Genomic DNA, 15,196 nt, shown 5'->3' with positions numbered 1-15,196 from the left:
AGCTGATGATAGGCAATCCAGACTTTCTAACAAGTGGTGGGCAAGATCAGGCTCCTGAGTTTCAAGAGTTAGAGAGTCCTGAAGGTGAGTTACATCTGCGCTTTTATGTGACCTCGGGGAATGAGTTTGCCCTGCCAGCAACGGGGATTCGTGAGGTGATTGCCCCATCCCCCGATCGGATCACTCCCATTCCCAACGTTTCGCCGCTGCTTCTGGGGACACTCAACATCCGTGGAAGGGTGATTTGGGTGGCAGATTTGGGGCAATTTCTAGGAGATACTACTCCTCTAAATGCAGATCGCCCGGAGATTCCCGTAATTGCCGTAGAAGATCAAGACACTATGTTAGGGTTAGCCGTTGACCGCATTGTGGGGATGGATTGGTTAGATGTCGAGGAGATCCAAATGCCAACCAATGTGCTGGACAGTATTGCGCCCTTTCTTCGGGGGGAATGGCTCTTGGATGATAGGACTGATAAGGTTTTGAGGTTGCTCGATCAGGTGGCAATTTTGCGATCGGCAAGGTGGGCCGCATAAGGCAGTCTTGATCAGGGTTACCTGGGATCACGGTGGTCAGCGGTGGTAATGGGCAAAAGGCTGGTGGTCAATAGACAAGTGACTTCGGAAGGGGTACTTAAGGCAGGAGAAGACAAATGGCATCTAGTACAGACTATTCCAAAGAATATAAGCAGGCTGAAAAAGCCTACATGCAGGGCAATTATGAAGAGGCAGCTGCCATTGTCGATCGCTTGGTGCAAAATTTACCCAACGATCCCAGTGTTCGGCTGCTTCGAGGGCATATTTATTGCTATGGGCTGCAACAGTACCAGGTGGCGAGTGAGCAGTACCAATCTGTTCTGGAACTCACCTCTGATTCAGAGTTTGTTGACTATGCCAACAACGGCTTGGCCTATGCCAGACAGTTTGACATCCCCGTCACCTATGGGGTCGCCGATGGAGATGTAACGTCGGGAGATGTGTTTGGGAGTGCAACGCTGGATGGTCGTAGTTTGGCTGCCAACAATGCCACCTATGACTTTGAGGTGCCTAACTTCAGTGATTTGGAATCTCCAGCTGGGAACCTCGCAGCGGCGGCAACTGAGGATTTCAATGGCCTTGTCGATCCCTTTCTCACCGATGTGCAGTTGCAGGAGGATACCACCTTCCAGCACGACTTGCCGGCAGAAGCACCGATGCCTGAGGAGTTCTCCTACGACCCATCTGCCTATGGGATGCCTGCCGAGACCCCGATCCCTGGGTTGAATCCCTTTGCCGATGCTGCGATCGCTGGAGAGCCTGATTTTTATACGTCTCCAGTGGTGGAAGACCCGTCCAACTTTTTTGCGCCGGAGACCACCACCTTCCAATCAGACCCAGCAGACCCCTATGGTGGCTCCCCCAGTTTTGAACCTAGCCTGGGTAATCGCTTTGAGGACGATCCCGCAGCAGACTTCAGTATCCAGCCCATGGATACAGGGGAAGAAACGCTGTTTATGAGCGCGGGGGAATTCCAGGCTTCCCAGCCCGCAGCAACGGAACCTGCTTTTGATCAGTTTGACTATGGTGCAGACTATGGTGTCAGTCCCTATAACCAAGAAAGTCAGACCTTTATGGTCTCCCCCGGTCAATCGGGATTGACCGCGCCAGGAGAATTTGACTCAGATGCTACCTACGGGAATGCTCCCTTTGTGCCGCCAGAAGGAACCGCACCCTTAGGCTCAACCCCCAATGCAATGGCCAGCAATAACTTGAGTGCGGTGGGGTCTTTAGAATCCTTTGAAGAATTTGAGAACCTGAATGCCCTCCCTGACTTTGATATGGCAGAGGGGTTGTCAGCAGGTCATCCTATCTCTGGATTTACTGCGGGTGTGATGGCGGCGGGGAAAACTGGAGATCTGATGGGAGATCGCCCCAGTGCCTACCCAAGAGGCGCTGGTGGGGTTCAAGAGGAGGAGGTGTTTGGCATTGCCGCTGCCTCTATGTCAGATACCATGTCCAGCAATTCGCCCTTCCTCGCCCTTGATAGTGGAGTGGAGCCAATTGTGACGGCCAAGCCCGGCCTCTTTGCATTCTTTGAGACAGCTCCCTTGCCAAAAAAACAGTGGATGACTGCATTGGCAACCGGTGTGATCTCAGCAGTGGTGGTTTTGAGTGCCAATCAGATTGTTCAGGGAAAACCCACCGATCAGAATGGGGGTCAAAACTCTTCGTCTGGTTTGATCTCAGCCTTGGCGGCGGGGATTGCCAGTGGAGCGGTTTCCTATGGGCTCTTCGGCTTAACAATTCAACACATTAAGCGATCGACGGATCATCTGCGATCGCAATTTGAAACCGCTGCCAAAGGTAACTTAGAGACGCAAGCAACGGTTTATTCCAAGGATGACTTGGGACAATTGGCCACCAGCTTCAATCAACTGGTGACCTACTTCTTGGCCAACACGCGGGAATTCAAACGTAAGGCCGAGGAGCAGGAGCAGCAGAAAGAAGATTTGCAACGCCAAGTGATTCGGTTACTGGATGACGTGGAAGGTGCGGCGCGGGGGGATTTAACCGTCCAGGCAGAAGTGACAGCAGACGTTCTTGGCGCGGTTGCCGACTCCTTTAACCTCACCATTCAAAACCTGCGGGAAATTGTGCAGCAGGTGAAACGGGTGGCACGTCAGGTCAATAAAGGAGCCAGCGAAAACGAAATGTTTGCCCGGGGCCTGCAATCAGATGCCTTGCACCAAGCAGAAGAACTGGCGGTAACCCTGCAACAGGTTCGGACAATGACCGACTCCATTCAGCGGGTGGCAGAAAGCGCCCGAGAAGCGGAAGATGTTGCCCGTTCAGCGTCCTCAACGGCTCTGAAGGGAGGAGATGCGGTGGAACGGACGGTGGCCGGGATTCTGGAAATTCGAGAAACGGTGGCTGAGACCACTCGAAAAGTGAAGCGTCTGGCGGAATCTTCCCAAGAAATTTCCAAGATTGTGGCCTTGATCTCCCAGATTGCCTCCCGAACCAACCTGTTGGCACTCAACGCCAGTATTGAAGCTGCACGAGCCGGAGAGGCGGGGCGGGGGTTTGCTATTGTGGCGGATGAAGTGCGACAACTGGCCGACCGTGCTGCCAAAGCTTCAAAGGAAATTGAGCAGATCGTATTGCAAATTCAGAGTGAAACCGGCTCGGTGATGACCGCTATGGAAGAAGGCACCCAGCAGGTAATCCAGGGAACCCGGTTGGCCGAACAAGCCAAGCGATCGCTGGAAGAGATCATTCAGGTGTCGAATCACATTGATACCTTGGTACGCTCGATCTCCGCCGATACGGTGGAACAGACGGAGACAGCTCGTGCAGTCGCCCAGGTGATGCAATCTGTGGAACTGACAGCCCAGGAAACCTCTCAGGAGTCGCAGAAGGTGTCCACCTCCCTGCAAAACCTGGTGGGGGTGGCTCGAGATCTGCTGTCATCTGTGGAGCGGTTCCGAGTCGAGACCACCTAAGATAGGTGATCTAGCTTTGGTTGTCATTGACTTGTACGGGGTCGCCAACCGACCACCCAGCCGTTTCTGAAACAACTTAAGAGTGGGACTCTGATATGCAGCCAGAACAACAGCGCATCGTCCTCTACTTCATTGAGGAAGCCAAAGAACACCTCGATACGATTGAGCATAGTTTGTTGAATCTGCAAGCCACCATTGCTGATGCAGAGGGCATGAATGAAGTGTTCCGGGCCGCCCACTCCATTAAAGGCGGGGCTGCCATGCTGGGTCTTGGCAGTATTCAGGCAACGGCGCATCGCCTCGAAGATTCCTTCAAGATTCTCAAAGAATGCCCGATCGTCTCCGATCAGCATCTAGAATCCCTGTTCTTAAGGGTCTTTGATCCCTTACGGGAGCTGGTTGAGGAACTCCAAGGTCCCTTTGGACTGACGGACGAGGCCTCCCAACGAATTATGGCCAAGGTCGAGCCTGTTTTTGGAGAATTGAGTGATCACCTCAATGCCCTCGTAACTCAAGCTGGGGGCTATCCTGTCACCGCTGACGAATGGATGATTCCAGTACCTAACCTGGCAGGGATGGTGACCGAACCCTCCACAGCTGTCACTGAAGAGAGTGCGTTGTTGATCCTGTTCCAGCGAGATATCCCAGCCTTGCTCCAGGAGATGCAGCAAGTTTTTGCCCAACCCGATCAATTTGAGGGCCGAGTTCAACTCCAGGAATACTGCCGCCGCTTGATCCAGATTGGCGAACAGTTCGATCTCTCTATCTGGTGTGAACTGATGGAAATGGCCCAGCAGGCGATCGCGAATGTTGCTTACAGCTTAGCAGAGCTTGCCCAACCCATTTGCCAAGAAATTGAGCAAGCGCGTTGCCTGGTAATTGAAGGGCGATCAGCGGAAATTATGGTAAGCCCGACCTTACAGGCATGGGTGGGTACTGTGACACCGATCTCTTTGGCAAGTTTGACCGATGCCACCCTTGATGATTTCGCAGCCCTTCCCCCGACATCGAGTTGGTAGGGATTGCAGTGGATGACGACCAAGATGCCTTCAGCCTCGAACCAGACCTACTCCGGCATCCCTTGGCTGGCGCAGAGGTGGGTAGCGCCGAACTCCATAGTCTGGCCGACCTGTTTGAGGGAGACATCCCCGACCTTGAGATTAGTTGGCAGGAAGATGCGGCTCTAGAGGAGTCCTTTGATAACACGACGTTAGATCAATTTGCCCCACCTTCACCCGCTGAGTCCAGCGAATTTGCCGATCTGTTCCTGGAGGAAACAGCCCCAGGAACCGCAGGAGACGCAGCAGTAGATGACTTAATGGATCTGTTGTGGACCGACATGCCAGTGGCTGAAGCCTCCACCGATGCCATGGAGCCGGATGATTTCCCCAGCTTAGCTTTAGCAGAGGCAGCAATGCCAGGGGTGGAGAGTGGAGCCCCAGATGAAGGAGCAGATCTCAGCAGCCGGGATGCGGCAGCACTTGGCGAGGAGCAAAGCCTGATGGATGCCTTCGGCGAGGGGGCCGACTGGCTAGATTTTGCCGACGTGGGGGAAATATCTGACGTTGACTGGTCTCCAGGGGAGCCAATGGCTGAGTCGGAAGCAACCCGTGAGTGGGAAAATTGGATCGGGGGAGAAGACTTCGACCCAGGGGAAGCCACTCTAGGGGCGATCGCCGAGCCGGAAGCAACTGCCCCTCCCTCGGAACTGGAGCCGTTCTCCGCCACCCCTGAACCCACGATTGCCCAGACCTGGGAATCCACCCCTGACTTCTGGAATGACTTCGGCTCCCCCCCGGTAACCGATGCCCAGACCTGGGAATTAAACCTCGCTCCACCTGTAGGCACCGAAGTCACAGATACCTGGGGTGATTTGTCAGCGGCACTGGAGACAGATACGTCAGCCGCTGCCCCAGAGGAGCTAGTAGACTTTCTCTCAACCATTGTCGCTGCGGAGGTCGAAGAGCAAGAGATTCCTGCATCCCCCTCGACTTCAGAACCTGAACCGATGGTTGCCGCAGCGGATGACCTGTCAGAATTCGATGCCTTTGGGGACTTTGGGTTGGAGTCAGGTTTGGATTTTGGTGAACCACGACCCATCAGCAGTGATGAAGGACTGGAACAACTGGACAGGCTGTTTGGCGATGCCCCCCCGAGTTTTGTCTGAGGCGAGTGCGTCCCAAGCGGGACCTAACGCCGCGATCGCCGATGATTTCACCCAAGACTTAGCAGCGCTCCTCGAAGAGTACTCAATGGCTGCAGCCGTCAGTTCGGCAGGGAGTCTTCCTGCAGATCATCCAGATTTGTCGGTGTCAGACCGACAGGATTTAGAGATGACCATGACCGATGAGGAACTCACTACCGCTCTGGATGCGGCGGCAGTAGCCGAGGGAGATGACTTTGCCAATCTAGAGGCATTTTTGGCCACCGAGGTGCCAGCAGAGATCGCAGAGACCCTGGCAGATGAGGACATTGACCTAGGGGACTTTACCGATCTAGAAGCTCTCCTGGGAGCAGAGGGGGCAACGGATGACGTACCAATCGCCGCCGCCCCGAGTGCTGCTCTCGATGACTTTGCCGATCTGGAAGCCTTACTTGACAGGGATCTCGAATCCCCTTCATCTGGCGAACTCCTCCCTCCTCCGAGCCCATCCAGAGCCGACGAAGACTTTGGAGATTTAGAAAAGCTTCTGGAGGATGCAGACGCCAAGCTCGGTGGCCCCCCAACCCAGAAATCCAATCGTGGCCCCGTCGCTGCCCCTGCAGCACGCCGCCCCAGCCGTCGCGGCAGCAGTTCAGCCTTAAGTGAACAGACGATGCGGGTGCCCGTGAAGCAGCTGGATGGCCTCAATAATTTGGTGGGGGAACTAGTCGTCAACCGCAACAGCCTGGAACAGGATCAGGAGCGGATGCGGCAATTCCTCGACAATTTACTCTATCAAGTGCAGCAACTCAGTGATGTCGGGCAGCGGATGCAAGACCTGTATGAGCGATCGCTGTTGGAGAGTTCCCTGCTGGCCAGTCGCCAAGGAGGTCGATCCTCCCTTCATTCAGCTGCCCCCTCAATGCGAGATGCCGCGCCCTCCCATTCATCCAGCATGGGTTTGGATGCCCTGGAAATGGATCGTTTCTCTGGGTTTCACCTGCTGGCTCAGGAAATGATTGAGTATATTGTGCGGATTCGAGAATCTGCCTCTGACATTGAGTTTATTGTTGATGAGGTCGAGCAGGTAACACGGATGTTCCGGCAGGTGACCACCCAGTTACAAGAGAGTGTCACCCGCTCCCGAATGGTGCCCTTTGCCCAAATTGCTGACCGCTTACCCCGCGCCGTTCGCGACATTGCGATCAAATGTGGCAAACAGGCCGAGTTGCTAGTAGAAGGGCGGGACACCCTGATCGACAAGATGATTCTGGAGCAGCTGTATGACCCCATGACCCACCTAGTCAACAATGCCATTACCCACGGAATTGAAGCCCCAGAAACTCGCCAGAGCACTGGAAAACCTGCGGTGGGGCGGATTACGGTACGGGCATATCATCAGGGGAACCAAACCGTGATTGCGGTCTCCGATGACGGTGCTGGGATTGATGCCGATCGGGTGAAGACCAAAGCCCTGCAAAAAGGACTGGTGACGCCCAACCAAGCTGAAACCATGACACGGCTGGATGTCTATGACCTGTTGTTCCAACCTGGCTTTAGTACGCGGGATCAAGCCGATGACTTCGCAGGTCGGGGCGTCGGCATGGATGTGGTGCGTACCAGTTTGACGGAAATTCGCGGTGACATTATCACTGACTCCACCCTCAGCCAGGGAACAACCTTTACAATTCGGCTGCCCCTGACCCTGAGTATCTCCAAAGCCCTTGGCTGCGTCAGTGATCATGCCCGCATTGCCTTCCCCATGGACGGGGTGGAGGACATGCTGGATGTGCCGAAGGAGAGAGTCCAGTTAGACTCTGAGGGCCAGGCCTGCGTCCAGTGGCGGGATACCCTGCTCCCCTTCCGTCCTTTAAATGAACTGATGCGCTATGGCCGCCACCTCAGTCGTGGCATTGTCTATGGGGGCAGTCAAGAAGAAGATATGCTGTCCATCATTGTCCTGCGGAGCGGCAATAACTACCTGGCATTGCAGGTCGATCAGGTGCTGGGTGAGCAGGAAATCGTGATTAAGCAACTAGAAGGACCAGTGCCCAAGCCCATTGGGGTGGCTGGGGCAACGGTGTTGGGGGATGGCCGGATCATGCCCATCGCCGATGTCTTGGAATTGATCGATCTGGCCATGGGTCGGGTACGACGAGAAACCAGCAGCCTACTGTGGGAGCACAGCAATGTTCCAGAGCTGCCGCAAACTAAAACGGAACCGATGGTGTTGATTGTGGACGACTCAATTACGGTTCGAGAACTCCTTTCCATGACCTTCAACAAGGTGGGCTATCGTGTGGAGCAAGCCCGTGATGGCCAAGAAGCCTGGGAGAAACTACGGGCCGGGTTACCCTGCGACATTGTCTTCTGTGACATTGAGATGCCCAGAATGGATGGGCTGGAATTGCTGTCCCGGATTCAAAAGGAACCAACTCTGAGTCATTTGCCCATTGCCATGTTGACCTCACGGGGAGCCGATCGCCACCGGCAGATTGCTGCCCAGCTAGGAGCCAGTGGCTACTTCACTAAGCCCTACCTAGAAGAAGCACTGTTGGATGCTGCCCAAAGGATGTTAAAAGGGGAAGTACTGCTCACCGCCAGTAGCGGTAGCGGCACCTAAGGTCTATATAGACGCAGTAAACAGCCATAGAAGTCAACTTCTATGGCTGGAACGACTGCATTGAGACGACATTGCTAGCGAGGGACTGAATCCTTAAGCTTGTCGTGAGTAGTACTCAACCACCAGCAACTCATTGACTTGGAGAGCCACCCATTCGCGCTCAACAACACTATTCACTTTGCCAGTAAGCTTGGCTTTGTCAAACTCTAAATGGCTGGGAAGATTTGCCAGACCTGGATATTGCAAGTTTTGCTCTACTAACTGGCGAGAGCAATCGCGATCGCGCACACTGATGACTTCACCGGGGCGACACTGGTAACTGGGGATATTCACCCTCCGACCATTAACCGTTACATGTCCATGATTCACCAACTGGCGAGCGGCTGGAATGGTGGGAGCCATCCCCAGACGAAAGACGGTATTATCCAAACGCATTTCCAGCAGTTGCAGTAAAACCTGCCCGGTAGAACCACTGGCTCGACGGGCTTTACGCACATAGCGGAGGAGTTGGCGCTCACTTAAACCATAGTTAAAGCGGAGCTTCTGCTTTTCTTCTAGACGAATTGCATACTCAGACCGTTTTTTACGGTTTTGACCATGCTGACCGGGGGGATAGGCTCGCTTTGCGGTTTTGCGAGTAAGCCCCGGTAAATCTCCTAGACGGCGGGTAATTCGGAGCCGCGGACCTCGATAGCGCGACATGTCAGTTCCTCTATAATCCTCGTAAAGTTGCAGTCAGAACCTCCAGTATAAGTCCAGAAGCCAGACTGTTGAAAGTATTTTCAGTGTAACCTTCAAGAATATGGAGTATAACTGGTAATTCATGCTGTCCAACCCCCATGTCGTCTGAAGTTGTAGAAATTCTCTCCGCTGAAGAATTACGTCGCACCCTCAATCGTCTGGCCTCTCAGGTGGTCGAAAAGGCGGGCGATCTCACCCAACTGGTGCTCCTGGGAATTTATACCCGTGGGGTGCCCTTGGCTCAACTGTTGGCACGACAGATTGAAATCTTAGAAGCAGTGATTGTGCCTGTGGGAGCCTTAGACATCACCTTCTACCGGGATGACCTCGATCAGATTGGCCTGCGAACCCCTGCCAAAACCGATATTCCCTTTGATTTGGCTGGTAAAACGGTGGTGCTGGTGGATGATGTGATTTATAAGGGGCGAACGATTCGAGCTGCCTTAAATGCTGTCAACGACTACGGTAGGCCAGAAATCATTCGGCTGGTGGTGTTGGTAGATCGGGGGCATCGTGACTTACCCATTCATCCCGACTTTGTCGGTAAAACCCTGCCCACGGCCAAAGAAGAAACGGTTAAGGTCTATCTCCAGGATGTCGATGGACGGGATGCCGTGGAACTCACGCGCTAGCGATCGCCTGCCCGGTTTGCGGATCAAAAAGATGCACCTTGGTAGGGGTAAGTGCCAACCACAGGGATTCCCCAGGTCGGATCGGGCACTCAGGAGCCACCCGGACTTGCAGCGACTCCCCGGTTTCCTGAAGACTTACGGCCAGGTAGGTGTCATTTCCCAGGGCTTCGACTAGTTCCACTTCGACGGGCAGATGCTCGGGGGCGGCGGCGGCTAAGCTCAGATGCTCAGGCCGGATGCCCAAGGTCAGGGTTTGTCCCCGATAGGGTTGGAGGGGGGCTTCCCAGATGGGGGGCAGAGGGAGGTGAAATTGGGGATGGTGAAGTTTCAGGGACTCGGTCACCAGCATCGGCAGAAAATTCATTGGTGGTGAGCCAATAAATTCCGCCACAAAGCGATTTACCGGGTGATTGTAAAGTTCCAGGGGGGAGGCAATTTGTTGAATCTGCCCCGCATTCATCACGGCAATACGATCGCCCATGGTCATGGCTTCGGTCTGGTCATGGGTGACATAGAGGGTGGTGGTGCCTAATTGTCGTTGCAGCTTGATAATTTGGGCGCGGGTTTCCGTGCGGAGTTTGGCATCCAGATTCGAGAGAGGTTCATCCATCAAAAACACTTGGGGATTGCGGGCGATCGCCCGTCCCAAAGCCACCCGCTGCTTCTGCCCCCCCGAGAGTTGTCGCGGAAAACGCTCTAACAACGCCTCAATTTGTAGCATCTCCGCCACCGTCTGAATCTGTTGAGCGATCGCCCGCTCTGAGGCCGATTGGTACCGTAGGGGCTTTGGCATCTTGCGGGTAAGACTGACGAGTAAATGCTCAAGACCTCCTGAGGAACTCTGGGAGTGCTGCGGCCTCCGAGCAGAGCGCCGTAACCCAAAGGCCAGATTGTCATACACCGTCATGTGGGGATAGAGGGCGTAATTCTGAAACACCATGGCAATATCCCGCTGTTTTGGCGGTAGGTCATTGACCCGGCGATCGCCCACCCAGATCGTTCCCCCCGTCAAGCTCTCCAGTCCGGCAATTAAACGCAGCATGGTACTCTTCCCACAACCCGATGGCCCCACCAGCACCATAAACTCCCCATCCTCAACGGTGAGATTGATGGCTCTCAGCACAGTGGTCAGCCGCCCAGATGCATCAGAACTAGAGGGATATGCCCCTAACCCGGCCAATGGAGCCGGGGTCGCCACAGGGGTTGTTGCAGTGCCCCGCTGTCCAGCGAAACTCTTGTAGATATTTTCCAGAACGACCTGTGCCACAACCTTTAGATTCCACGATATTCATTCGATAATTAACTTACTATTAATTTTTCCAGACATCGCTAAAATGGCAAAAACTCGTTGAGTAGATGGCTTCGTTAGCAAAAAGATTCAGCTGTCAATCTATGGAAGATAAGCCCAGAGCCAAGCAGCAAATTCTACACCTACTGAAGGTGCAGGGTGCCCAAACTGCCACCACACTGGCCGCACAATTACAGGTGTCTCCCATGGCTGTGCGCCAGCATCTTCAGACGCTGCAAACAGAACAGCAGGTGACCTATCAGGCAGAACGGCGAGCCTTGGGTCGGCCTGTGAAATTGTGGCAACTCACCGCAGTCACAGCCAAACTATTTCCCGACAGTCATGCCGATCTAACGGTGAAGTTGCTGCAAGATATGCAAACGGTCTTTGGTGCAGAGGGGCTGGAGCGATTGCTGGTAGAACGAACCCAGCGGCAGGTGCAAACCTACCGCCAGCGGCTGTCTGAAACCCTTTCCAAAAGCAATTGGCATCAACAAGTTGGGGAACTATCCAGGTTGCGATCACAGGAAGGCTACATGGCCGCAGTGATTGAGCAAGCCGATGGTTCCCTCCTGTTTGTGGAAAACCCATTGTCCGATCTGCGCTGCCGCCCAAACCTGTCAACAGCTGTGTAGCTCCGAACTGGCTGTTTTTAGTGCTTTGCTCGGTGCCGAGGCGCAGGTGGAACGCCTGGAACATATTCTGCAAGGCGATCGCCGTTGCGCCTATCGCATTAGCCCCCTACCGACCTCGGGGCAGCCGTGATCAAGATCACATAATAAGGATGATCTCGATCTCCTATGAGGGAGGATAAACCAGCCATAGTATAGAGGACTCAACTTCAGCCGAGTCATCAACAGGGAACACACAGTAGCCGACAGATTCCACCCGAACCCTGTCGGTTTTTTGTTGCTGAGCCCCTCGTTAAACTCCAATCAGATGGAGCGAGCGATCGCCTTTTGAGCGCTAGGTCGAGGGTTCTGAAGTCGCCAGTTACGGCTAAAGTGGAGATTGGGTTGAGCAGGTCTGCACCCCCCCCGTCGCACTCTCCGCTTTGTTCTTCATTGTGTGTCCATATGTCTGTTCGCGTTCGGATTGCACCCAGCCCTACCGGGAATCTTCACATTGGCACCGCCAGAACGGCGGTGTTTAACTGGCTGTTTGCCCGTCATCACGGCGGCCAGTTTATTTTGCGCGTTGAAGATACCGATCTGGAGCGATCGCGGACAGAATATACGGAAAATATCGTGGATGGTTTAACCTGGCTGGGGTTGACCTGGGATGAAGGTCCTTGGTTCCAGTCCCAAAGGCTGGATTTATATCGCCAGAAAATTCAGCAGTTGCTAGATCAAGGGTTGGCCTATCGTTGCTACTGCACCGAAGACGAACTTGAGGCCATGCGAACAGCTCAAAAAGCCCGAGGGCTAGCTCCTCGCTACGACAATCGTCATCGCCATCTCACTCCAGAGCAGCGGGCTGCCTTTGTCACAGCGGGACGGAAGCCCGTGATCCGGTTTCAGATTCAGGATCACCAGGAAATTACCTGGGAAGATCTGGTGCGGGGCACGGTGACCTGGAAGGGGCGGGATCTGGGAGGGGACATGGTTATTGCCCGAGCCGCCTCAGAGGATGAGATCGGTCAACCCCTCTATAATTTCGTGGTTGTAGTGGATGACATTGAGATGGCCATCAGCCATGTGATTCGTGGTGAAGACCATATTGGCAACACCCCGAAGCAAATTTTGCTCTATGCAGCCTTGTCAGCCACCGTGCCCCAGTTTGCCCACACACCGCTGATCTTGAATCCAGCGGGTCAGAAACTGTCAAAGCGGGATGGGGTGACCTCGATCTCGGAGTTTCGTCAGTTGGGCTATACCCAGGAAGCGATCGCCAACTACATGACTCTATTGGGGTGGTCGCCCCCAGAGGGCATGGCGGAGATCTTTAGCTTAGAAGCAGCGGCTCAACAATTTAGTTTCGAGCGGGTGAATAAAGCTGGCGCTAAATTTGACTGGGACAAGCTCAATTGGCTGAATAGTCAATACTTACATAGGATGCCGAGTCCGGAACTCACTGATCGGCTGATTCCCTACTGGCAGGCTGCCGAGTTTGTCTTTGATCCCGTAGGCGATCGCCCTTGGTTAGAAACCATCACCCAACTCCTAGGCCCCAGTTTAGTTCTGCTCAAGGATGCCGTTATCCAGGGTGAAGTGTTTTTTAAGACGACCTTGATGTTTAATGACGACGCCACCGCCCAACTGCAACAGCAGGGGATGGGTGAAGTGCTCTCTGAATTGATATCGCTTCAAGATGCCCACGCAAATCAGCCACTGACCCTGGATCTGGCAAAAGAGATTCTAAATCAAGTGGTGGCATCAAAAAAGCTGAAGAAAGGGATGGTCATGCGCAGCCTCCGGGCGGCTCTGATGGGAGAGATGCATGGGCCAGATTTGCTGCAATCCTGGCTGATTCTGCATCATAGAGGTCAAGATACAACTCGTTTAAATGCAGCCTTACAGCTCGCAACAAGCACTAAAACGACTACCAAGTAGGCTATGAACCTTGAAAGGGTGATTAGCTAGGTTTTGAAGGGGGTTGCTGGTAAGCCTTTGAGAAGCTAACCACATCAAACATTAAAATAGGAGAACCATGACATAGTATCTCTATATTTTTGGAGATTAAGCTGTTGCGCATCCAAACCGCTTGAGATCAGTCGTGAAACCCTTGCAGCAAGTTGATCAGCCTGGAAAAATGAATGCTGATTAGCTTAGTGCTGCTTGATTGCTGTAGAGGCTTTTCTATATTCCCATTTTATACTCCGCCTTAATCATATAGTTCACTGCACTATATTTGTGGATTTATCCCATGCCTATTTCACCATTCGCTTACTCCAAAATTTTACAAATAAATGTTCAAACTTTTCAATATTTATATAAAAAAATCACCAATAATTCCTGCGAAATCATAACAGTATTCTTAATTCTCCAAAATTTATTATTGAGTGTGCCCTGGTCTCCAGGATTTATTGATGGTGAAGGATTATTCACTGCTTGGGTGTCTGTCTTGGGTTACGCCACTTTAAATAAAATGAGTTTTGGCAAAGAAATAATATTCACCTATGGTCCTTATCATTTTCTCTTTACAGGTATTTTTTTACCAGGGTTTTACCCCTTCTCCTTATTGCCTTCGATTTTACTTGTTGTCATTAAATTAGGCTTAATTCTAAGGCTGACAAGCATAATTCGTCAAAAATTCTTGGTTCTTATTCTGCTATTTATATTTGGAGCTTATTCCCTTGGTGAGTCTTTCTATTTTAGCTTTATTTTCTTGTTTGTACTTTATTATTATCTCGTACACGCCAGGATTAACCATTTTCCGATGAGCAAGAATATTTTCGACCTTTCAGGCAATTTATTCTTGTATTTGACAGCTGCTTCATTATCCTTAGTTAGTCTAATTAAGTTTACTTTTTTCCCAATCACTGCATTGATTATGTTGATTATTGGATTAGATCAAGGGTTAAGAAAAAACGTATTTCCTTGGATTCCAATAGTTTATTTGATTTCTATTGATATTTGTTGGATACTTTCTGGTCAATCCATCAATGATCTTCACTCGTATATCCTTAATTCATTTGAAATAGCCAATGGATATTCTGAAGCAATGTCCATCATCGGCCCTAGCTACCAAATATTTGCCTTTCTATTAGTATCATCACTGCTTTTATTTGTATTGACACAGGTTTTCTTTGACTTCTATTTATTTTGGTCTATTCCTCCAATTTTTCTGTCTTTTGCCTTTGTATTCATGCTTTTCAAGGCTAGCTTTGTTAGACAGGATATATGGCATGTACAGATAGGTTTTTCCATACTAGCCCCTCTCTTAATTATAGCGTTTTTCAGCCTAGTAGGGCTGGCGAGGTAAGATATAGGAATCCACTGTTAATCTAGATAAACGTGCGCCCATATTCTGAAGACTTGCGGAGAAAAATAGTTGAGAGATACATAGACGGGAAGACCTCTCAACGCAAGCTAGCCGAACAGTTTCATGTAGCATACAGCTTTGTACGCAAACTAACGAAGCAATATCGAGAGACCGGGACTATCCGTCCGAAGCAGCGAACAGAACAAACCCCCAGCAAACTCAGTGCTGAGCATCTGGCTGTGTTGAGTGGCTTAGTTGAGACAAATAATGATGCCACCTTGAGCGAACTGTGTGATCTGTTAGACGAAGCAGTTGGGGTTCGAGTCAGCATAACGACAATGTTTCGGATGCTTCAGAAGCTGAA

At 52.1% G+C, this 15,196-nt stretch carries 11 protein-coding genes and 1 pseudogene; 10 read left to right on the top strand and 2 right to left on the bottom strand.

Annotation, left to right across the window (positions count from 1 at the left end):
* The first annotated feature begins 5 nt into the window (after positions 1-5).
* The 5 genes and pseudogenes from DO97_RS15960 to DO97_RS15940 form a co-directional block, all read left to right on the top strand.
* Positions 6-536 carry a chemotaxis protein CheW gene (locus tag DO97_RS15960; RefSeq protein ID WP_036535310.1) on the top strand — a complete coding sequence of 177 codons (531 nt, stop codon included), beginning with the start codon at positions 6-8 and terminating at the stop codon, positions 534-536.
* Positions 537-652: 116 nt separating this feature from the next.
* Positions 653-3,481, top strand: coding sequence for a methyl-accepting chemotaxis protein (locus tag DO97_RS15955; protein ID WP_036535308.1), 2,829 nt, complete (start codon positions 653-655; stop codon positions 3,479-3,481).
* 95 nt (positions 3,482-3,576) lie between these two features.
* On the top strand, positions 3,577-4,500 hold the full coding sequence (locus DO97_RS15950) for an Hpt domain-containing protein (protein ID WP_052128840.1): 924 nt from the start codon (positions 3,577-3,579) through the stop codon (positions 4,498-4,500).
* An 8-nt stretch (positions 4,501-4,508) separates the two neighbouring features.
* Positions 4,509-5,648 carry a hypothetical protein gene (locus DO97_RS26875; protein ID WP_239651799.1) on the top strand — a complete coding sequence of 380 codons (1,140 nt, stop codon included), beginning with the start codon at positions 4,509-4,511 and terminating at the stop codon, positions 5,646-5,648.
* Positions 5,649-6,288: 640 nt separating this feature from the next.
* A pseudogene (locus DO97_RS15940) lies at positions 6,289-8,247 on the top strand (hybrid sensor histidine kinase/response regulator); the annotation flags it as partial.
* A gap of 93 nt (positions 8,248-8,340) precedes the next feature.
* Here DO97_RS15940 and rpsD read toward each other — a convergent pair.
* Positions 8,341-8,949 carry a 30S ribosomal protein S4 gene (gene rpsD, locus DO97_RS15935; protein WP_036535304.1) on the bottom strand — a complete coding sequence of 203 codons (609 nt, stop codon included), beginning with the start codon at positions 8,947-8,949 and terminating at the stop codon, positions 8,341-8,343.
* A 137-nt stretch (positions 8,950-9,086) separates the two neighbouring features.
* On the opposite strand from rpsD, the gene pyrR reads away from it, so the two are divergent.
* Positions 9,087-9,620: a bifunctional pyr operon transcriptional regulator/uracil phosphoribosyltransferase PyrR gene (gene pyrR / locus DO97_RS15930; RefSeq protein ID WP_036535302.1), complete on the top strand. Its 534-nt coding sequence runs from the start codon at positions 9,087-9,089 to the stop codon at positions 9,618-9,620.
* Here pyrR and DO97_RS15925 read toward each other — a convergent pair.
* Complete coding sequence (locus tag DO97_RS15925; RefSeq protein WP_036535299.1) at positions 9,610-10,887, bottom strand: ABC transporter ATP-binding protein; 1,278 nt, start codon at positions 10,885-10,887, stop codon at positions 9,610-9,612. The two genes, pyrR and DO97_RS15925, sit on opposite strands and share 11 nt — an antisense overlap.
* A 125-nt stretch (positions 10,888-11,012) precedes the next feature.
* On the opposite strand from DO97_RS15925, the gene DO97_RS15920 reads away from it, so the two are divergent.
* The 4 genes from DO97_RS15920 to DO97_RS30330 all read left to right on the top strand — a co-directional run.
* The gene (locus tag DO97_RS15920) at positions 11,013-11,543 is read left to right on the top strand and encodes a helix-turn-helix transcriptional regulator (RefSeq protein WP_239651797.1); all 531 of its coding nucleotides are present in this window, start codon (positions 11,013-11,015) and stop codon (positions 11,541-11,543) included.
* A 441-nt stretch (positions 11,544-11,984) separates the two neighbouring features.
* Entirely contained in the window at positions 11,985-13,460 is a 1,476-nt protein-coding gene (gene gltX, locus DO97_RS15915) for a glutamate--tRNA ligase (protein WP_036535296.1), read from the top strand.
* 313 nt (positions 13,461-13,773) lie between these two features.
* On the top strand, positions 13,774-14,832 hold the full coding sequence (locus tag DO97_RS15910; RefSeq protein ID WP_036535294.1) for a hypothetical protein: 1,059 nt from the start codon (positions 13,774-13,776) through the stop codon (positions 14,830-14,832).
* 32 nt (positions 14,833-14,864) lie between these two features.
* On the top strand, positions 14,865-15,196 hold a 332-nt coding region (locus tag DO97_RS30330; RefSeq protein ID WP_036535292.1), incomplete at its 3' end, for a helix-turn-helix domain-containing protein.

The sequence above is a fragment of the Neosynechococcus sphagnicola sy1 genome (assembly GCF_000775285.1).
GTDB classification, from domain to species: Bacteria; Cyanobacteriota; Cyanobacteriia; order Neosynechococcales; family Neosynechococcaceae; genus Neosynechococcus; species Neosynechococcus sphagnicola.
The sequence above is the reverse complement of the archived record's forward strand: the minus strand, read 5'-3'. Positions and strand labels throughout refer to the sequence as shown.